Annotated in this window: 17 protein-coding genes; 12 read left to right on the forward strand and 5 right to left on the reverse strand. The window is 67.5% G+C overall.

Features of this window, described 5'->3' with window-relative positions:
- Nucleotides 1-20 precede the first annotated feature (20 nt).
- A complete protein-coding gene (locus tag PARHAE_RS08445; RefSeq protein WP_241232728.1) occupies nt 21-557 on the forward strand; it encodes a CAP domain-containing protein in 537 nt (178 codons plus the stop codon).
- Nucleotides 558-569: 12 nt separating this feature from the next.
- On the opposite strand, the gene PARHAE_RS08450 is transcribed toward PARHAE_RS08445, so the two are convergent.
- A complete protein-coding gene (locus PARHAE_RS08450; RefSeq protein WP_126154168.1) occupies nt 570-2366 on the reverse strand; it encodes an ABC transporter transmembrane domain-containing protein in 1797 nt (598 codons plus the stop codon).
- Between the two features lie 52 nt (nt 2367-2418).
- Nucleotides 2419-3060 (reverse strand): 5'-methylthioadenosine/S-adenosylhomocysteine nucleosidase, encoded by a 642-nt coding sequence (locus PARHAE_RS08455; RefSeq protein WP_241232729.1) that lies wholly within the window; start codon nt 3058-3060, stop codon nt 2419-2421.
- Between the two features lie 106 nt (nt 3061-3166).
- On the opposite strand from PARHAE_RS08455, the gene zapE reads away from it, so the two are divergent.
- Complete coding sequence (gene zapE / locus PARHAE_RS08460) at nt 3167-4264, forward strand: cell division protein ZapE (RefSeq protein WP_126154219.1); 1098 nt, start codon at nt 3167-3169, stop codon at nt 4262-4264.
- Nucleotides 4265-4279: 15 nt separating this feature from the next.
- Here the strand turns inward: zapE and PARHAE_RS08465 are convergent, their stop codons facing one another.
- On the reverse strand, nt 4280-5551 hold the full coding sequence (locus tag PARHAE_RS08465; RefSeq protein WP_126154170.1) for a bifunctional folylpolyglutamate synthase/dihydrofolate synthase: 1272 nt from the start codon (nt 5549-5551) through the stop codon (nt 4280-4282).
- A 59-nt stretch (nt 5552-5610) separates the two neighbouring features.
- Entirely contained in the window at nt 5611-6531 is a 921-nt protein-coding gene (accD, locus tag PARHAE_RS08470; protein ID WP_126154171.1) for an acetyl-CoA carboxylase, carboxyltransferase subunit beta, read from the reverse strand.
- 82 nt (nt 6532-6613) lie between these two features.
- On the opposite strand from accD, the gene cls reads away from it, so the two are divergent.
- The 8 genes from cls to PARHAE_RS08510 all read left to right on the forward strand — a co-directional run bounded on the left by cls (nt 6614) and on the right by PARHAE_RS08510 (nt 15612).
- A complete protein-coding gene (gene cls / locus PARHAE_RS08475) occupies nt 6614-8050 on the forward strand; it encodes a cardiolipin synthase (protein WP_241232730.1) in 1437 nt (478 codons plus the stop codon).
- Nucleotides 8047-8331: a 4a-hydroxytetrahydrobiopterin dehydratase gene (locus tag PARHAE_RS08480; RefSeq protein WP_164555188.1), complete on the forward strand. Its 285-nt coding sequence runs from the start codon at nt 8047-8049 to the stop codon at nt 8329-8331. The genes cls and PARHAE_RS08480 overlap by 4 nt, the downstream gene beginning before the upstream one ends.
- Before the next feature lie 56 nt (nt 8332-8387).
- Complete coding sequence (locus tag PARHAE_RS08485; protein WP_126154174.1) at nt 8388-9161, forward strand: DUF6478 family protein; 774 nt, start codon at nt 8388-8390, stop codon at nt 9159-9161.
- An 11-nt stretch (nt 9162-9172) separates the two neighbouring features.
- Nucleotides 9173-9538: a hypothetical protein gene (locus PARHAE_RS08490; RefSeq protein WP_126154175.1), complete on the forward strand. Its 366-nt coding sequence runs from the start codon at nt 9173-9175 to the stop codon at nt 9536-9538.
- An 89-nt stretch (nt 9539-9627) separates the two neighbouring features.
- Nucleotides 9628-10728 (forward strand): carboxynorspermidine decarboxylase, encoded by a 1101-nt coding sequence (gene nspC, locus PARHAE_RS08495; protein WP_126154176.1) that lies wholly within the window; start codon nt 9628-9630, stop codon nt 10726-10728.
- 35 nt (nt 10729-10763) lie between these two features.
- Nucleotides 10764-11990 carry a saccharopine dehydrogenase family protein gene (locus tag PARHAE_RS08500; protein WP_126154177.1) on the forward strand — a complete coding sequence of 409 codons (1227 nt, stop codon included), beginning with the start codon at nt 10764-10766 and terminating at the stop codon, nt 11988-11990.
- 94 nt (nt 11991-12084) lie between these two features.
- Nucleotides 12085-13314 carry an AI-2E family transporter gene (locus PARHAE_RS08505; protein ID WP_126154178.1) on the forward strand — a complete coding sequence of 410 codons (1230 nt, stop codon included), beginning with the start codon at nt 12085-12087 and terminating at the stop codon, nt 13312-13314.
- A gap of 141 nt (nt 13315-13455) precedes the next feature.
- The gene (locus PARHAE_RS08510; RefSeq protein ID WP_126154220.1) at nt 13456-15612 is read left to right on the forward strand and encodes a malate synthase G; all 2157 of its coding nucleotides are present in this window, start codon (nt 13456-13458) and stop codon (nt 15610-15612) included.
- Nucleotides 15613-15669: 57 nt separating this feature from the next.
- Here the strand turns inward: PARHAE_RS08510 and PARHAE_RS08515 are convergent, their stop codons facing one another.
- On the reverse strand, nt 15670-16989 hold the full coding sequence (locus PARHAE_RS08515) for an MFS transporter (RefSeq protein WP_126154179.1): 1320 nt from the start codon (nt 16987-16989) through the stop codon (nt 15670-15672).
- Nucleotides 16990-17212: 223 nt separating this feature from the next.
- Between PARHAE_RS08515 and cyoA the strand changes: the two genes are divergently transcribed.
- Nucleotides 17213-18397, forward strand: coding sequence for a ubiquinol oxidase subunit II (cyoA, locus tag PARHAE_RS08520; RefSeq protein ID WP_126154180.1), 1185 nt, complete (start codon nt 17213-17215; stop codon nt 18395-18397).
- A gap of 10 nt (nt 18398-18407) precedes the next feature.
- Nucleotides 18408-20414, forward strand: coding sequence for a cytochrome o ubiquinol oxidase subunit I (gene cyoB / locus PARHAE_RS08525; RefSeq protein ID WP_126154181.1), 2007 nt, complete (start codon nt 18408-18410; stop codon nt 20412-20414).
- Nucleotides 20415-20417: the final 3 nt, after the last annotated feature.

Below are 20417 nucleotides of genomic sequence, written 5' to 3' on the forward strand. Positions count from 1 at the left end.
CTTCGAAAGGTGGAACCCCGATGACACGATTTCCCTTGCTGTCCGCTGCCGCCCTGTGCGGTGCCATCCTGTCCGGCTGCGCGCAAACCGCCCCCGATGCCCGCAGCGGCGATCCCCATGCCATGCAACTGATGTCGGCGGGCCAGGCGACCTGCCTGGCCACCACGCCCGGCCAGAACGAACAGGGCGCGGCGGCCACCAATGCCCTGCGCCGCAGCGCGGGCCTGCCCCCCGTGCGGCCCAGCCCGGTCCTGGCGCAGGTCGCGGCCCGGCACGCCTGCGACATGGCGCAGCGCGGCCGCATGACCCATCTGGGCAGCAAGACGACCGGGCCCGGACCGCGCGTGAAGGCGGCGGGCTATGCCCCTTCGGTCACGGCGGAAAACATCGCCGCCGGGCCGTTCTCGCAAGGCCGCGTGCTTGCGGAATGGAACGGATCCTCCGGGCACCGGGCCAATATCCTGATCCCGCAGGTCCGCGATTACGGGATCGGCCAGGCCATCGGGCCGGACGGCAAGACGCGGTTCTGGGCGGCGGTCTATGCCGCGCCCCGGTAAGCGGTTCGCCGGTCAGGCAGGGTCCGGCAGGGTGGGCATGTCCATGAACTGCATCCGCGCCAGCCGGGCGTAAAGCCCGCCCTCGGCCACCAGGGCGTCGTGGGTACCCTGGGCCACGATCCGGCCGCCGTCGAAGACCACGATGCGGTCGGCCTTCTTCACCGTGGCCAGCCTGTGCGCCACGACGACCGTGGTGCGGCCTTCCGACAGACGGTTGACGGCTGCCTGGACCAGCGATTCGGATTCCGCGTCCAGGGCGCTTGTCGCCTCGTCCAGCAACAGGACCGGGGCGTCGCGCAGGATGGCGCGGGCGATGGCGATGCGCTGGCGCTGCCCGCCCGACAGCATGACGCCGCGTTCACCCAGCGGCGTGTCGTATCCCTGGGGCAGGGTGCTGATGAAGTCATGGGCATGGGCGGCGCGCGCCGCCGCCTGGACTTCGGCGGGCGAGGCGTCGGGGCGACCCAAGCGGATGTTTTCCAGGGCGGTCGTCGCGAAGATCACCGGATCCTGTGGAACCAGGGCGATGGCCTGCCGGAAATCCGCCCGCGCCATGTCGCGCAGGTCGATGCCGTCCAGGGTGACGCGGCCCGACTGCGGATCCCAGAACCGTTGGATTAGCTGAATGACCGTCGTCTTGCCTGCGCCCGACGGGCCGACCAGGGCCACCGTCTCGCCGGGCTGGATCGACAGGCTGACCCCCTCCAAGGCCGAGACATCGGGCCGGGTGGGATAGTGGAAGCCGACCTCTTCCAGGGTGATCCGGCCGCGCACCGGGCGGGGCAGGGGAACAGGGCGCGGGGGATCGGTCAACGCGTCCTCGGCCGCCAGCAGTTCGCCCAAGCGTTCGGTGGCGCCCGCCGCGCGCTGCAACTCGCCCCAGATCTCGGACAGGGCGCCGGTCGATCCGGCAACCAGGATCGCATAGATCACGAACTGCACCAGCTGCCCGGCGGTCATCGCCCCGGCCTGCACGTCGCGCGCGCCGACCCACAGCACGCCGATCACCCCCGCGAAGATCAGGAAGATCACGATGGCCGTCATCAGCGCCCGCGTGCGGATCCGCGTCAGCGCCACGTCGAAGGACCGTTCGGTCACGTCGTCGAAGCGCGCGATGCTGCGGCCTTCATGCGTATAGGCCTGCACCGTCTGCGCGGCCAGCAGCGTCTCGGACGCGGCCCCGGACGACGCGGCGATCCAGTCCTGGGCCTTGCGCGACAGCCCGCGCAACCGGCGGCCCAGCACGATGATCGGCACCAGGATCACCGGGATGATCAGCAGGACCAGCCCCATCAGCTTCAGCGACGTGAAGGCCAGCATCGCCATGCCGCCCGCCAGGATGATCATGTTGCGCAGCGCGATGGACAGCGACGATCCGATCACCGACTGGATCAGCGTGGTGTCGGTGGTGATGCGCGACAGGATCTCTCCGGTCATCACGCGTTCGAAAAAGGCGGGGGACAGGGTGATGACGCGGGCGAAGACCGCCTTGCGGATATCGGCCACGACCCGCTCGCCCAGCCGGGTGACGAAATAGTACCGCGCCGCCGTGCCCAAGGCCAGCAGCGCCACGATGATCAGCGCGGCGCCGAAATATTCGTCCAGCAGCCCGGCGCCGTCGTCGAAATTGTCCACCACCCGGCGCACGGCCAGGGGCAGGACCAGGCTGATCGCCGAGGTCGCGGCCAGCGCGAACAGCGCCAGCACCACCTGCACGCGATAAGGCCGCAGGAACGGCCACAGCGCACCCAGGGCGCCCACGCGCCTGCTGGAGGGCCGGTCGGAGATGATCGTCGTGCCGCGTGCCATGTCTGCCTTGTCCGGTAGCTGCGCCCCCCATGCGTTTAGGGGCTGGCGGCGGTCAGGACAAGCGCGGGGCGCCCGGCATCAGCCGTCCGTCCGCAAGCTGGTCGGCGATCCCGTCCACCGCCAGGGCCAGCTTTTCGTCGATGACATGCAGGTATTGGGTCCAGTCCGACAGGTGCTGCAAATCCGCCGCGCCGTCTGAAATGCCGCGCAATCCGATCAGCGGAACCCCGAAATGCTGGGCCGCGCGCAGATGGGCGAAGGTTTCCATGTCCACCATGTCCTCGGCCACGGAATCATAGGCGGTGCCGCTGACGATATTGGCGCCGGTGGACAGGGTGGCCGTGGCGATCCCGTCGACGCGGTGGGGCAATTCGACGCGGACCGGCAGGTCCAGGAACGGCGTGCGCCCCTTTTCGAATCCCAGGGCCGAGGCGTCCATGTCGCGATAGGCGACTGCGGTGGCCTGATAGACCTCGGCCTGTTCCAGCCGCGCCGACCCCGCCGATCCCAGCGACACGATCAGCCGGGGCAGGGCGGGCATCGCCGCCAGGGCTGCGGTCAGTTGCACCGCGCCCTCGACCGGGCCGATGCCGGTGATCAGCGGGTCGATCCGGGCGCGCAGGGCCGGGCCGTATTCTGCCTTGGCCGCCATCACGAACAGGACGGGAATGTCGGCGATCAGGGTGGGGGTCATGGTCATGGAACCTCTGGCGCTGGCCGGGCAGGGGTGGCACAGGCGGCGGCGCGCGGTCAAGCATTGGGTCTTGCGGGGCGGCGGGCAACCGTGGCAAGGGCGCGCCATGGGCAAGGTCAGCGATCTTTATCGGCAGCGCGTGGCAGAGGGCCGGATCCGCCCCGACGCCGCGCAGCAATCGGTCCTGCCGCACCTGGACCGCGTGCTGGACGATATCGCCGCCGCGCCCGCGCCGGAAAAGCGGTCGGCCTGGCGGGCCTTCCTGGGCGTCGGCAGCCCGCCGCCCGCGCCCGCCGCCCGTGGGCTGTATCTGTGGGGCGGGGTGGGGCGCGGCAAGTCGATGCTGATGGACCTGATGGCCGAGGCGGCGACCGTTCCCGTGCGGCGCGTGCATTTCCACGAATTCATGCAGGAAATCCAGGCCGGGCTGAACCGCGCCCGGTTGCGGGGCGACCGGGACACCGTGCGCCCCGTCGCCATGGAGGTCGCGGCCAAGGTCCGGCTGCTGTGCTTCGACGAGATGCAGATCACCGACATCGCCGATGCGATGATCGTCGGGCGGCTGTTCCAGGTGCTGCTGGAACAGGGGGTGGTGATCGTCACCACCTCGAACCGGGTGCCCGAGGATCTGTACAAGCACGGGCTGAACCGGCAGCTGTTCCTGCCCTTCATCGACCTGATCCGCCAGCGGCTGGAGGTCGTGTGCCTGGACAGCCAGGTCGATCACCGGCAGGGCAGGACGGCGGGCGGGCAGGTGTGGTTCTGTCCCGCCGATGCCGCCGCCAAGGCGGCGATGGACGGGATCTGGGACGAATTGACCGGCGGCGAGGGCGCGCCGCGCCGGATCGAGGTCGGCGGGCGCGGCTTCGACCTGCCGCTGTTCGCGGAGGGCGTCGGGCGCGCCGGTTTCTGGGATCTGTGCGGCAAGCCGCTGGGACCGGCGGATTACCTGGCGCTGTCGCGCGCGGTTCAGGTGCTGATGATCGACGCCATCCCCCGCCTGTCGGCGTCGAATTACAACGAGGCCAAGCGTTTCGTGACCCTGATCGACGCGCTGTACGAGGCCAAGGTGCGCCTGATCGCCAGTGGCGCGGACGAGCCGGAACAGCTTTATAACGAAGGCGAAGGCAGCTTCGAATTCGAACGCACCGCCAGCCGCTTGCGGGAAATGCAGGACGCGGATTGGGGGCAGCAGGCGGACTGACCGCCTTTCCCCTGATCAGCCGTTCTCGCGCAGCACCCGGCCCGCCAGATACAGCGATCCGCAGATCAGGATCCGCGCCTTGGGGTCGCGGCCCGCGATCGCCGCGATCGCCGCCCCCGCATCCGCCGCCACCCCCGAGATCATGCCTACGCTGGCTGCCACCCCCGCCGTTGTCTCGGCCGGCAGGGTGTTCGGTTCGCCCGGAATATCGATGGCGGTGAGGGAACAGGCATGGGCGGCCAGCGGGCGGAGGTAGCCCGCGATGTCCTTGGTGTTGAGCATCCCGCAGACCAGATGCGTGGGGCGCGGCGGCATGGCGGCCAGGGTCGCGGCCAGGGCCTCGCCCCCCGCAGGGTTGTGGCCGCCGTCCAGCCACAGTTCCGCTTGGGGACCGGCCAGATCGACCAGCGGGCCGTGGCGCAACCGCTGCATCCGGGCGGGCCATTCGGCCTGCGTCACCGCCGCGCGGGCCTGGGCGGCCGTCGCGCCCAGCTGACGCAGCGCGGCAAGGGCCGTACCCGCGTTCTGGATCTGGTGCGGGCCGACCAGGTTCGGCAGCGGCAGATCCCACAGGCCATGATCGTCCTGATAGATCATGCCGTCGCGATCCGGCGCGGCCATCCAGTGCTGGCCATGGGCGAAGACCGGCGCGGTCAGGCCGGATGCCCTGGCCTCGATCACCCGCAATGCCTCGTCCTGTTGCGGGCCGACGATCACCGGCACGCCGCGCTTGATGATGCCTGCCTTTTCGGCGGCGATCAGCGGCAGGGTGTCGCCCAGGTATTGGGTGTGGTCGATGCTGATGGGGGTGATCACCGTCAGGCGCGGGGCGTCGACGACATTCGTGGCGTCCAGCCTGCCGCCCAGCCCGACCTCGAGCAAGGTATAGTCGGCGGGGACGCGCGAGAAGGCCAGGAAGGCGGCCGCCGTGGTGATCTCGAAGAAGGTGATCGGCTGGCCTGCGTTGGCCGTTTCGCATTCTTCCAGAATGGCGGCGAGGGCGGCTTCGGTGATCAGATCGCCCGCCAGGCGAATGCGTTCGTGAAAACGCGCCAGATGCGGCGAGGTATAGGCGTGGACCCGGACGCCCCCGGCCTGAAGCCCGGCGCGGATCATCGCCTGGGTGCTGCCCTTGCCGTTGGTGCCCGCGACATGGATCACCGGCGGGATGCGGCGTTCGGGATTGCCGAGCGCCGCCAGCAGCCGGTGCATCCGGTCCAGCGACAGGTCGATGACCTTGGGATGCAGCGACATCAGGCGGTCGAGGATGGCGTCGGAATGGCTCATGCAGCTGAAAGCCGGGGGCCAGCCCCCGGACCCCCTGGGGTATTTGGACAAAGAAGAGGCTATCCGGCCTGCGCGGGTTCGGGCCGGGCGGGTTCCGGGGCGGGCGCGGGCAGGTCGGCGCGGGTCGGGGCGGGCATCCGGCCCACCATCCGCAGGATCGAGATCAGCTCGTCGCGCAGATGCTTGCGATGCGTCACCCGGTCCAGCATCCCGTGTTCCAGCAGATATTCGGCGCGCTGGAAGCCCTCGGGCAGCTTTTCGCGGATGGTCTGTTCGATGACGCGGGGACCGGCGAAGCAGATCAGGGCGTTGGGTTCCGCGATCTGGATGTCGCCCAGCATGGCATAGCTGGCCGTCACGCCGCCCGTCGTGGGATGGGTCAGCACGACGATATAGGGCAGGCCCGCTTCCTTCAGCATTTCGACCGCGACGGTGGTGCGGGGCATCTGCATCAGCGACAGGATGCCTTCCTGCATCCGCGCGCCGCCTGCGGCGGAGAACAGCACCAGGGGCCGCTTGGTCTTCACCGCCCGTTCGGCGGCGGCGATGATGGCGTTGCCGACATACATGCCCATCGACCCGCCCATGAAGCTGAAATCCTGGGCGGCGGCGACGATGGGGGTGCGGCCGATCTCGCCCTCGGCCACCAGCATCGCCTCTTTCTCGCCCGTGGCCTTCTGCGCGGCCTTCATGCGGTCGGGGTATTTCTTCTGGTCGCGGAAGCCCAGCGGGTCGGCGATGGGTTCGGGCACCTTCACTTCGAGGAAGGCGCCGCCGTCGAACAGCGCCGTGAAGCGGTCGCGCGGGCTGATCGCCAGGTGGTGATCGCAATTCGTGCAGACGTTCAGGTTGTCCGACAATTCGCGGTGAAACAGCATCGTCCCGCATTCGGGGCATTTCGTCCACAGGTTCTCGGGCACCTCGCGGCGCGAGAACAGCGAATTGATGCGCGGACGGACATAGTTGGTGATCCAGTTCATTCGCGGGCGGCCCCTGCTGCTTTCAAGCCCCCGAGATAGGCCGCGACGGGGGGAATTGCAATTGCCGCGGCGGGCGGGAATGATGCGCGGCATGTGGGCCTCGTTTCTTGTCATCCTTCACACGACGGTCACGCTGGCCCTGATCGCGCGCGTCCTGATCCGCCCGCGGCTGGACCCCTCGGTGCGGCTGGCCTGGATCATGGTGATCGAGGCGGTGCCCCTGGTCGGCATCCTGGCCTATGTCCTGTTCGGCGAGGTGCGGATGAACCAGGCCGAGGTCCAGCGCATGGCGGACGTGCGCGACCGGCTGACCAACCTGCGCGTCCCCAACCCCGCCGTCATCGCCGAGCCGCCCGATTATGCCCAGCCCGTGGTCGCCGCCAATGCGGCCGTGGGCGGCATGTCGGCGCTGTCGGGCAACCGCATCCACCTGCTGGAGGAAAGCGACGGCGCCATCGACCGGCTGATCGACGCCATCGACCGGGCCAGGGACCATGTCCATATCCTGTTCTACATCTGGCTGCCCGACCATTCCGGCCAGAAGGTCGCCGATGCCGTGGCCCGCGCCGCGCAGCGCGGCGTCGAATGCCGGGTGATCGTCGATGCCCTGGGGTCGCGCCTGCTGGTCCGGTCGCCTCTGTGGACCCGAATGCAGGAGGCCGGGGCCGAATGCGTGACCGCCTTTCCCTGGGGGCTGCCCTTCATCAGCGTGCTGTTCCGCAGGCTGGATCTGCGCAACCACCGCAAGATCCTGGTCGTGGACAACGCCGTTGCCTTTTCGGGCAGCCGCAACTGCGCCGACATGGCCTTTGCCATCAAGCCGCGCTTCGCGCCCTGGGTCGATATCCTGATGTCGGTCGAAGGCCCCGTCGTGCGGCAGTTCCAGTCGGTCTTCCTGGGCGACTGGATGAGCTATACCGGCAAGGATCTGGGCGACATGCTGCAACCCGTGGCGCCGGTCGCCGATCCCGGAGAGGTCGCGCAGGTCATCCCCACCGGACCGGACCGGCGGCAGGGGTCGATTTCCGACTGCCTGGCGGGGATGCTGCACGCGGCGCGCGACCGGGTGGTGATCACCACGCCCTATTACGTGCCCGACGTGGCCCTGGACGCCGCGATCCGCGCCGCCGCGCGGCGGGGGGTCGAGGTGACGATGATCCTGCCCGGCCGCAACGATTCCCTCGTCGTCGGCGCGACCAGCCAGGGCTTCTATTACGGCCTGCTGTCGGCGGGCGCGCGGATCATGCTGTTCCAGGACGGGCTGCTGCATTCCAAGATCCTGACGGTCGACGGCCGCATGGGCATGGTCGGCAGCGCCAACCTGGACCGCCGCAGCTTCGAACTGAACTATGAGGTGAACATGGCCGTCTTCGACCACGAATTCGTCGGCGAACTGGACGCGCGGCAGGACAGCTATGCCGAGCGGTCGCGCGAGATCACCCTGGAGGAGGTGCGCAATTGGTCGATCCTGCGCCGCTTGCGCAACAACCTGCTGGCTCTGGCCTCGCCGCTGCTGTGATCCTGGAACCCGACGACATCGCGCGGCGGCTGGCAGACCGGGACGGCTGGTCGCTGTCGCCGGACGGTAAGGCCATCACCCGGCGCTTCGACTTCAAGGGCTTCGCCAAGGCGGTCGAGATGGCGAACCTGGCCGGCTGGCTGGGCAACAAGCGCGGCCATCACCCCGATGTGGCCTTCGGCTGGGGCTATTGCCAGGTGTCCTTCACCACCCATGACGCGGGCGGGCTGACGGATGCCGATTTCGCCGCCGCCGCGCATCTGGACGCCCTGCTGTCGTAAGGCTTGTCCGCGCCGCGCCCGCAGTCTATCGACGCGGGGCAGGGTTGGGGTTACCTATGGTCACGCGTCTGCTGGATATCTTCGGCCTGAACCGGCGCCGCCCCGACTGGGCGCGTCTGGCCGAGCGGCTGGACCGCAGGCCGCGCCCTGTCGACCCCGCTTTGCGCGACGAGGCGCGGACCCTGCACCGCTGCCTGTCGCGCTTTCTGCACGCCTCGGATCCCTGGATGCTGCGCAAGACCGGGCTGGCGGATGACGACCTGCCCCCCGGCACCGACTGGCACTGGCGGCCGCGCCTGCTGTGCGGGCAGATCAGCCCGCAGGCGGCGGTGTCCCCCGGCACCGGCCATCCGCTGGGCGATGACGCGGCGCTGTGGCACGATTGCCCGCACCGGGCGTTGATCCTGCGCCAGTCGGCGCGCCCGCGTCCGGGCCAGGCCGCCTGCTATGCCCTTCAGATCGAGGTGATGGGCACGTCCTGCGGCTTCCTGTCCCTGGCCCTGGATCTGCCCCAGGATGCCCTGGCGGCCCTGGGCGCCGACCGGATCCTGCAACTGGATGCGGTCCTGGATGCCGAACGGCCGATCACCGTCTATGCCCGCATCAACCTGGTGCAGGGTCCGAATACCGAATCCATGCTGCGCCAGTTGGGTCCCCCGGTCGAGGGGACAAGCGCGCGCCGCCGCGCGGAATTCGATCTGGCCTATGCCGATCTGGCCAGCCGCCCCGTGGAACGGGCCTGGCTGGATCTGATCCTTGAAGCGCCGCGCCTGAACGCGGTCTGCATCAACGACCTGCTGCTGTCGCATCGTGCGCGGGCGCAGGTCTGAAAGGTCGCGCGATGACGTTCGAGGATCACGGCGTAGCGGGCGGTTGCTGGACCGGGGCCTTGCGGGCGGACCGCCAGCCCGACCCGCCCTGCGTGGTCCATCGCGGCGCCGTCGTGGCCCAGGCCCGGCTGCGCGATGCCGGGCCGGGCGTCTGGGCGGTAGAGGCCGACCTGCCCGGCACCGTCATCGACCAAGGCGCGCATGGCCTGCTGTTGGTGGCGGGCGAGCCGGGCGCGCCCGGCTCGCAGGTGCTGGCCCGTCTGACCCTGGTGTCGGGGCAGGTGGCGGGCGACGAGCTGCTGGCCGAGGTCGCGCATCTGCGCGCCGAACTGGATCTGCTGAAACGCGAATTCCGGCGGCTGGCCGCGGGCGGCTGAGCGGCTGTCACCCGGCTGTCACGCTTTCTTGCGAAAAGCCGGGGCCGTGGCTATATCGGCCCTTTCGCTTTCGACCCCAAAGGTTCCGCATGGCCGTGATGCAGACGCCCTTCTACCTGATCGACAAGTCCGCGTTGCGCCGCAACATGGAAAAGGTCGCGCATCTGCGCGAGGCGTCGGGGGCCAAGGCTCTGCTGGCGCTGAAATGCTTCGCCACCTGGTCGGTGTTCGACCTGATGCGCGACTACATGGACGGCACCACGTCCTCGTCGCTGTTCGAACTGCGCCTGGGGCACGAGGAATTCGGCAAGGAAACGCACGCCTATTCCGTCGCCTGGGCCGATCACGAGATCGACGAGGCGATTTCCTATGCCGACAAGATCATCTTCAACAGCCTGGGCCAACTGGACCGTTTCGGCGGCAAGGCGGCGGGGATCACGCGCGGGCTGCGGCTGAACCCGCGCTTTTCGACCAGCGGCTTCGACCTGGCGGATCCGGCCCGCCCCTTCAGCCGGTTGGGCGAATGGGATCTGCCGCGCCTTGAGGCGGCCCTTGACCGCATCAGCGGCGTGATGATCCATTACAACTGCGAGAACCGCGATTTCGACCTGTTCGACCAGCAGTTGACCCGGATCGAGACCGAATTCGGCGCCATCCTGAAGCGGCTGGACTGGGTCTCCCTGGGCGGCGGCATCCATTTCACCGGCGAGGGCTATCCGATCGACCGCCTTGCCGACCGGCTGAAATCCTTCCAGGACCGTTTCGGCGTCCAGGCCTATCTGGAGCCGGGCGAGGCCAGCATCACCGGCACCACCACGCTGGAGGTCAGTGTGCTGGACATCATCGACAACGGCAAGCAGGTCGCCATCGTCGACAGCAGCATCGAGGCGCATATGCTGGATCTGCTGATCTACCGCGAGACCGCCAAGCTGCCGCAATCGGGCGATCATGCCTATCAGATCGCGGGCAAGACCTGCCTTGCGGGCGACATCTTCGGCGAGGCCCGGTTCGACCGCCCGCTGGCCGTCGGCGACCGCATCAGCATCGCCGACGCGGCGGGCTATACGATGGTCAAGAAGAACTGGTTCAACGGCGTCGCCATGCCCGCCATCGCTATCCGGGAAGACGACGGCACCATTCGCACCGTCCGCAGCTTCCCCTATGAAGACTACAAGTCCAGCCTGTCGTAAGGCACCCTCTCTGCAACCCCGGAAAGGATCCGTAATTGGCCAAGAAGAACGTCCTGATCATCGGCGCGGGTGGCGTCGCGCAAGTCGTGGCGCATAAGGTGGCGCAATCGGCCGCCGAATTCGGCGCCCTGCACATCGCCAACCGCACGCAGTCCAAGGCGGATGCGATCATCCAGACCCTGCGCGACAAGGGCCACCGGATGCCCTTCGCCAGCCATGCTCTGGACGCCATGGACCCTGCGGCGGTCGAGGCGCTGATCCGGCAACTGGACGCCGGGATCGTCATCAATGTCGGGACGGCCTTTATCAACATGACGGTGCTGGAAGGCTGCATCCGCGCGGGCGCGGCCTATATCGACACGGCCATCCACGAGGATCCCGCCAGGATCTGCGAAACGCCGCCCTGGTACGGCAATTACGAATGGAAGCGGCGCGATGACGTGGCCAAGGCCGGGATCACCGCGATCCTGGGCGCGGGTTTCGACCCCGGCGTGGTCAACGCCTATGCCCGCCTGGCCGAGGATGAATATTTCGACAAGATCGACAGCATCGACATCGTGGACATCAACGCCGGTTCCCATGGCCGCTGGTTCGCCACGAATTTCGACCCCGAGATCAATTTCCGCGAATTCACCGGCACCGTCTATTCCTGGCAGGGCGGCGAATGGCGCGAGAACAGGATGTTCGAGGTGGGCCGCGAATGGGATCTGCCGGTGGTCGGCAAGCAGAAGGCCTATCTGTCGGGCCATGACGAGGTTCACAGCCTGTCGGCCCGCTATCCCGATGCCGATGTGCGCTTCTGGATGGGCTTCGGGGACCATTATATCAACGTCTTCACCGTCTTGCAGAAGCTGGGCCTGCTGTCCGAACAGCCGGTCAGGACCGCCGAGGGGCTGGAGGTCGTGCCGTTGAAGGTCGTCAAGGCGGTGCTGCCCGATCCGGCCAGCCTTGCGCCGGACTATACCGGCAAGACCTGCATCGGCGATCTGGTCAAGGGCAGCCTGGACGGCAAGCCGGGCGAGGTCTTCATCTACAACGTCGCCGACCACAAGCAGGCCTTCGAGGAGGTCGGATCGCAGGGCATCAGCTATACGGCGGGCGTGCCCCCGGTCGCGGCGGCGATCCTGGTCGCGCGCGGCACCTGGGACGTGAAGAAGATGGCCAATGTCGAGGATCTGCCCGCCCGGCCCTTCCTGGAACTGCTGGGGCGGATGGGCCTGCCGACGCGTGTGATCGACGCGACGGGCGATCACCCGATCTGAACCGCCCGCGTCGCGGTCTTCCCACGGCGGCCCGGAACGACCGGGCCGCCGCTTGCGTTCGGCGCGGTGGCAAGTGCGTGGGGGCGCGGGAATCATGGCCGAGAAATTCAGCTTTCCGCGCTTCCGGCCCGACAGCAGCGGTGCCAGCGGGCGCGCGGCCAACTGGGCCGTCATCGGCATCTTCCTGATTCTGGCCTTTGCCGCCATCGCCGCCGGGCGCGATTTCCTGATGCCGGTCACGCTGGCGGCGCTGTTGTTCTTCGTGTTCACGCCGCTGCGCCGTCTTGCCCGCCGCCGGGGCATCCCCGACGCGCTGACCGCCACGGCCGTCAGCCTGGGGCTGGTGATCGCCATCGCCCTGATCGCGTTGGGCGCCAGCGGGCCGATCAACCAGGCGGCGCAGAACCTGCCCACGATCAAGATCCGGCTTGAGGACAAATTCAGCGACCTGCGCGAATCCTTCGCGGAACTTCAGCAGGCCGCCGAGGAGATCGAGAACGTCCAGTCAGGCGGCGAAGACCCGCCCGCCGTCATCGCGGTCGAACAGGATGGCGACAGTCCGCTGACATCCCTGATGAAATTCACCCCGGCCATCGCGGGCCAGGTGGTCTTCACGCTGTTCCTGCTGTTCTTCATGCTGGCCTCGGGCGATCTGCTGTATCTCAAGATCGTGCAAAGCTTCGATTCCATGGCGGAAAAGCGCAGCGCCTATCTGGCCCTGCGCCAGATCGAGGATTCGCTGGGCAATTACCTGGGCGCCATCACCATCATCAATGCCGGGCTGGGGCTGGCGGTCGGGCTGGCGATGTTCGCCTGGGGAATGCCCGGCGCGCTGCTGTTCGGGATCGGCGCCTTCATCCTGAACTTCATCCCCTATCTGGGCGCGATCATGGGCGTCGCCACCTCGGGCATGGTCGCCCTGGTGGTGATGCCGGGGATCTTCTGGCCGCTGATGGTCGCGGGCAGCTATATGCTGCTGACCTCGCTGGAAGGGCAGGTGATCACGCCCTATTTCGTGTCGCGGCGGTTGCAGATGAACACGGTGGTGGTGTTCCTGGCCGTGGCGCTGTGGGCCTGGCTGTGGTCGGTGATCGGCATGATCATCGCCGTGCCGGTCCTGGTCGTGCTGCGCGTCTTGGCGGAATACGTCCCCGGATGGGAGAAGTTCGGCAACTTCCTGGCAGGCGAAGACCCCCCCGCCATCGAGGACGAGGACGAAGAGGAAGCCCGCGACATCATCGAGGCCGGCAGCGAGGCCGAGGACGAGCCCGCCGCCCGCGAAGTCACCGCCGAGGTGGTGGCCGAGGGGGACGCGAAGCCCTGACCCGAACGCCGCAGCGGATTTTCCAAGCGGCAGAAAATTTTTTCACTCTACTTGGAAACAGGTCCGGCCTGCCGTAAAGCAAGGCGCAAAAGTGTGCGATGGCATACCGTTGCCCGACCCAAGGAGATGATCCAGATGAGCGTGACCCCCTATACCCAAAGGCATGGCCTGGACGTGGCCACCGAGCTTGCGGATTTCGTGGAAAACCGCGTTCTTCCCGGCACCGGGGTGGACGCGGACCGCTTCTGGTCAGGCTATGCGGATCTGCTGGCCGAGTTTGCGCCCGAAAACCGGGCGCTGCTGGATCGCCGCGCCGAATTGCAGGGCCGGATCGACGCCTGGCACAAGGCGCGCGGCAACCAGCCCTGGGATGTGGCGGCCTATCGCGCCTTCCTGACCGAGATCGGCTATCTGGTGCCCGAGCCTGCGCCCTTCGCCATCGAAAACGGCCGGATCGACCCGGAAATCGCCCAGGTCGCAGGCCCGCAACTGGTGGTCCCGGTCAGCAATGCCCGTTTCGCGCTGAACGCCGCCAATGCCCGCTGGGGATCCCTGTATGACGCGCTGTATGGATCCGATGTGCTGGGACCGCCCCCCGCGCCCGGCCCCCTGGACCCCGCGCGCCGCGACGCCGTGGTGGCCCGTGCCGCGCGGTTCCTGGACGAAACCTTCCCCCTGACCACGGGCAGCCATGCCGAGGTGTCGGGCTATCGCGCCGATGCCGACGGTCTGAAGGCGATCCTCGGCGGGGACGAGGCGGCGCTGCGCGATCCCACCGCCTTTGTCGGAACGCATGTCGCGGGCAAGGACACGGGCTTTGTCCTGCGCCATAACGGGCTGCATGTCGAACTGGTCGTCAACCCCGACCATCCCATCGGCGCGGCCTCGCCCTCGGGCCTGCGCGATGTGGTGGTGGAAGCCGCGCTGTCGGCCATCCAGGATTGCGAGGACAGCGTGGCGGCCGTCGATGCCGAGGACAAGGTCGGCGTCTATGCCAACTGGCTGGGGCTGATGAAGGGCGATCTGACCGACAGCTTCGAAAAGAACGGCAAGACGATGACCCGCCGTCTGGCCGCCGACCGTATGGTCACGCGCCCCGACGGCAGCGCCGTCACCCTGCCGGGCCGGGCGCTGCTGCTGGTGCGCAATGTGGGCCTGCTGATGACCACCGACGCGGTGCGCCTGAACGGCCAGGACACGCCCGAGGGGCTGATGGACGCCATGGTCACCGTGGCCTGCGCGATCCATGATCTGCGCAAGACCGACGGCCCCCGCAACAGCCGCGTCGGCGCCATCTATGTCGTCAAGCCCAAGATGCACGGCCCGGACGAGGCTGCGTTCGCCGACCGGACCTTCACCCGCGTCGAGGAAATCCTGGGCCTGCCCGCAAACACCGTCAAGCTGGGCCTGATGGACGAGGAGCGCCGCACAAGCGCCAACCTTGCCGCCTGTATCCAGGCGCTGCGCAACCGGCTGTTCTTCATCAACACGGGTTTCCTGGACCGCACGGGGGACGAGATCCATACCTCGATGCAGGCGGGGGCCTTCGCCGGGCGGGACGCCACGCGCAAGTCGGGCTGGCTGAAAGCATACGAGGACCGCAACGTCCTGATCGGACTGAACGCCGGGCTGCGCGGGCGCGCGCAGATCGGCAAGGGCATGTGGGCCAAACCCGACGCCCTGGCCGAGATGCTGGAGACCAAGATCGCCCATCCGCAGGCGGGCGCCAGTACCGCCTGGGTGCCCAGCCCCACGGCCGCGACCCTGCACGCGCTGCATTACCACGCCGTCGATGTCGCCGCGCGCCAGGACGAACTGGCGGGCCAGCCGGTCCCCGGCCTGGACGCCCTGCTGACCCCGGCCCTGGTCGGCGACACGCCGATCCCGCAGGACGACATCCTGCGCGAACTGGACAACAGCGCGCAGGGGATCCTGGGCTATGTCGTCCGCTGGGTGGACCAGGGCGTCGGCTGTTCGAAGGTGCCCGACATCGACGACGTGCCGCTGATGGAGGATCGCGCCACCTGCCGCATCAGCGCGCAACTGCTGGCGAACTGGCTGGAACAGGGGCTGGTCGGCCGCGATCAGGTCGAGGACGCGCTGCGCCGCATGGCGCTGAAGGTCGATGCGCAGAACGCGGGCGATCCCGGCTATACCCCGATGGCGCCCGGCTTCGATGGCCCGGCCTTCCAGGCCGCCCGCGACCTGGTGCTGACCGGGACCACGCAGCCCTCGGGCTATACCGAACCGGCGCTGCACGCCCGGCGCAGGCAGGCCAAGGCGCTGCGGCGCGGCTGATGACGGAAAACCGCCGGGGCGACGGCTCCGGCGGTTCTTCTTGGGGGCAGGGCGGGATCAGCCCTGCTTCTGGAACTCCAGCTGCCGGACCAGCCACAGCGCCACCACCGTGGCGACCGCGCCCGACAGCAGGTACAGGCCCGCCGCGAACAGCCCCAGCGTGGTCGACAGGAACAGCGCGGTCAGCGGCGCAAGGCCCGCCCCGAACAGCCAGCCCAGGGCCGAGGCGAAGGCGGAATCGGTATAGCGGTTGCGGCTGTTGAACATCGACGCCAGCGCGCCCGAGGACTGGCCGAAGCTGATGCCCAGGATCAGGAAGCCCGCGATCATATAGACCGATTCCCCGGTCTTGCCGCCTTGCAGCAGCAGCGGCGCCATCAGGCTGAAGACGCCGATGGCGACCGCGCCCCATATCAGCACGCGGCGGCGGCCGAACCGATCCGACAGCCAGCCCGACAGCAGAATCGATCCCAGGCCGAAGGCCGCGCTGACCGCCGTGAGGTTCAGGAAGAAGGTCAGCGTCTCGCCGGTATAGAGATACACCCAGGACAGCGGGAACACGGTCACCATGTGGAACATCGCGAAGCTGGCCAGCGGCACGAACGAGGCCAGCCAGATCGCGCGCCAGTCGCTGCGGAAGGTCTGGCGGATCCGGGTGGGCTGCAACTCGCGGGTCTCGAACGCCTCCTGGAACTCGGGCGAGGCGATGATGCGCAGGCGCGCGAACAGCGCCACCACGTTGACCGAGAAGGCCACGAAGAACGGATAGCGCCAGCCCCAGTCCAGGAAGTCCTGTTCCGACATGTTCGAGACCAGGAAGGAAAACAGCAGCGCCGCGACGATCAGCCCGATGGGCGCGCCAAGCTGCGGAACCATGGCGTAGAAGCCGCGCTTCCGTTCCGGCGCGCTCAGCGCCAGCAGGGATGCCAGGCCGTCCCAGCTGCCGCCGATGGCCAGGCCCTGGCCGATGCGCAGGACCGCCATCACCACGATCGCCCATTCGCCCATCACCGCATAGGACGGCACCAGCCCCATCGCCACGGTGGACGTGCCCAGCAGGAACAGCGCCAGCGTCAGCTTGGCCACGCGCCCCTGCTTGCGGTCGACATACATGAAGATCGCCGTGCCGACGGGCCGCGCGACGAAGGCCAGCAGCACCAGCCCGAAGGACAGCAGCGTCCCGGTCAGCGGGTCCGCAAAGGGAAACAGCCGGGCCGGAAAGACGATGACCGCGGCGATGGCGAAGACGAAGAAGTCGAAGAATTCCGACGTGCGCCCGATCACCACGCCCACCGCGATGTCCGAGGGCGAGACGTGGATCTGGTCGGCGTCGTTGCCGGGACCATGACGGGACGGGGTTGCGGTCGATGTCACCATTGCATGAACCACCTCGGGTTGCGCCAGACGGCATGAAGGCAAGGCAGGCGACATCCATCGGGATTCGCTTGGCCCGGACTGCATCTTACAGAATGCCCGAAATGGACACGCGACAAATTGTCTTATGTTTGACTTAAGTCATGGCGGATAATCGAACCGCCTAAATCAGCGTCGCCGTCCGAACAGCCGAAGCGATTCGCGGCCAAACGGGGTCATCACCGACATGACACATCCTTTCAAACGTCTTTGCTGGCTTTCGCCCCTTCTGCCGCTGGCCGGGTGCGAGGCCGTGGTGCTGCGGCCGTCGGGCGACATCGCCGCCCGGCAGGCGCATCTGCTGGTGCAATCGACGCTTCTGATGCTGATCATCATCGTGCCGGTCATGGCGCTGACGGTGTGGTTCGCCTGGCGCTATCGCGCGTCGAACCGCAAGGCGACCTACAATCCCGACTGGGACCATTCGACCAAGCTGGAACTGGTGATCTGGGCGATCCCGCTGCTGATCATCGTCTGCCTGGGCGCGCTGACCTGGGTCGGCACGCATCTGCTGGATCCCTATCGCCCGCTGGACCGGATCAGCGCGGAAACGCCGGTCGACAACCGGCAGCCGTTGCAGGTGCAGGTGGTGGCGATGGACTGGAAATGGCTGTTCATCTATCCCGAACAGGGCGTGGCGGCGGTCAACGAACTGGCCGTGCCGGTCGACCGTCCGGTGGAATTCACGCTGACCTCGACCTCGGTCATGAACGCCTTCTACATCCCGGCGATGGCGGGGATGATCTATGCCATGCCGGGGATGCAGACCACGCTGCACGGCGTCTTCAACGAGGCGGGCGAATACCAGGGTCTTGCCTCGCATTATTCCGGCCACGGTTTTTCGGGGATGCGGTTCAAGGCCCGTGCGCTGGACGACGCGGGCTTCGACGCCTGGGTCGCGCAGGCCCAGGCCGGTGGCGAGGCCCTGGACCGCGCCCGCTATCTGAATCTGGAAAAGCCCAGCGAGAACGTGCCGCCCATGACCTTCGCCCAGGTCGATCCGCAACTGTTCAGCCGCGTCGTGAACATGTGCGTCGAGGAAGGCCGCATGTGCATGGCCGAGATGATGGCCCTGGACGCCCAGGGCGGGCTTGGCCTGCCGGGCATCGCCAATGTCGCGGCGCTGTCCGATCCGGGGCGCGGCACGCCCCGCCCGGTGCTGGGCCTGCCGCCCTTCCAGGTCAGCGGCATCTGCACGGTCGAGGAACTGGACCGGATGCTGGCAAGCGCCCCCGCCGCCCCTCAGCCGCGCGACCCGTCGCCCCTGCGCGGGCGGGGTCTGGATGCGCCCCAGGGCATTTTGGGCCTGGGCCTGATTCCGAACCGACTGACCCAATCCGTGCCGCAGGTCGGCGCCGAGCAGAACCTCTAGAGGCGTTACGATGGCGATCCCTTCCGACATTCCCACCACCTTCCTTCTGGGCCGGCTGGACTGGCACGCGATTCCGGCCGATCCGATCGTCTGGGTGACTGGCGTCGTCGTCGCCATCGGCGGCGCCTGGCTGATGTGGATGCTGATCAAGCACCGGCTGCTGGGCTATCTGTGGCACGAATGGTTCACCTCGGTCGATCACAAGAAGATCGGCATCATGTATGTCGTGCTGGCCTTGGTGATGTTCGTGCGCGGCTTCGCCGACGCGATCATGATGCGGCTGCAACAGGTTCTGGCCTTCAACGGATCCGAGGGCTATCTGAACGCCCATCACTACGACCAGATCTTCTCGGCGCATGGCGTCATCATGATCTTCTTCGTGGCGATGCCCTTCGTCACCGGCCTGATGAACTTCGTCGTGCCCTTGCAGATCGGCGCGCGGGACGTGTCGTTCCCGTTCCTGAACAACTTCAGCTTCTGGATGACGGTCGGCGGCGCGGTGCTGGTGATGATGTCGCTGTTCGTGGGGGAATTCGCGCAAACCGGCTGGCTGGCCTTCCCGCCGCTGTCGGGCATCGGCTACAGCCCCTATGTGGGCGTCGATTACTACATCTGGGGCCTTCAGGTCGCCGGGGTCGGGACCACGCTGTCGGGCATCAACCTGCTGGTGACGATCATCAAGATGCGCGCGCCCGGCATGACCATGATGCGGATGCCGATCTTCACCTGGACGGCGCTGTGCACGAACATCCTGATCGTGGCCTCCTTCCCGGTGCTGACGGCGACGCTGGTATTGCTGTCGCTGGACCGTTACGTCGGCACCAACTTCTTCACCAACGATCTTGGCGGCAACGCCATGATGTATGTGAACCTGATCTGGATCTGGGGCCACCCCGAGGTCTATATCCTGATCCTGCCGCTGTTCGGGGTCTATTCCGAGGTCGTGGCGACCTTCACCGGCAAGCGGCTGTTCGGATACACCTCGATGGTCTATGCGACGGTCTGCATCACCATCCTGTCCTATCTGGTCTGGCTGCACCACTTCTTCACGATGGGGTCTGGGGCGTCCGTCAATTCGTTCTTCGGGATCACCACCATGATCATCTCGGTTCCCACGGGGGCCAAGATTTTCAACTGGCTGTTCACCATGTATCGCAGCCGCATCCGGTTCGAGCTGCCGATGATGTGGACCATCGCCTTCATGCTGACCTTCGTGATCGGCGGCATGACGGGCGTTCTGCTGGCCGTGCCGCCCGCCGACTTCGTGCTGCACAATTCCTTGTTCCTGGTGGCGCATTTCCACAACGTCATCATCGGCGGCGTGCTGTTCGGCCTGTTCGCGGCGGTTTATTACTGGTGGCCCAAGGCCTTCGGTTTCCGGCTGGATCCGTTCTGGGGCAAGGTCAGCTTCTGGTTCTGGGTGGTGGGCTTCTGGGTCGCCTTCGCGCCGCTGTATATCCTGGGCCTGATGGGCGTGACGCGCCGGGTGCGGGTCTTCGACGACCCCAGCTTGCAAATCTGGTTCGGCATCGCCGCCTTCGGCGCCGTGCTGATCGCCATCGGCATCGCCGCGATGTTCATCCAGTTCGGCGTGTCCATCAGGAACCGCGACGCGCTGCGGGACGAAACGGGCGATCCCTGGGACGGGCGTACGCTGGAATGGGCGACCTCCTCTCCGCCGCCCGCCTATAACTTTGCCTTCACGCCGGTCAGCCATGGGCTGGACGCCTGGTGGGACATGAAGCGCTTCGGTCAGACCCGCCCTCGCGCGACCTATGTGCCGATCCACATGCCGAAGAACACCGGGGCAGGGGTCATCATCGCCGGTCTGGCCACCGTCTGCGGCTTCGCGCTGGTCTGGTATATCTGGTGGCTTGCGGCGCTGTCCTTCGCGGGCGTGGTGATCGCGTCCATCGTCCATACCTTCAACTATGCGCGCGATTATCACATCCCGGCCGAGGAGGTGCGCGAGACCGAAGACGCGCGCGACCGCCAGCTGGCAAGCGTGGGGGCCTGATCC

Origin of the sequence: Paracoccus haematequi (assembly GCF_900631945.1) — a bacterium.
GTDB lineage: Bacteria > Pseudomonadota > Alphaproteobacteria > Rhodobacterales > Rhodobacteraceae > Paracoccus > Paracoccus haematequi_A.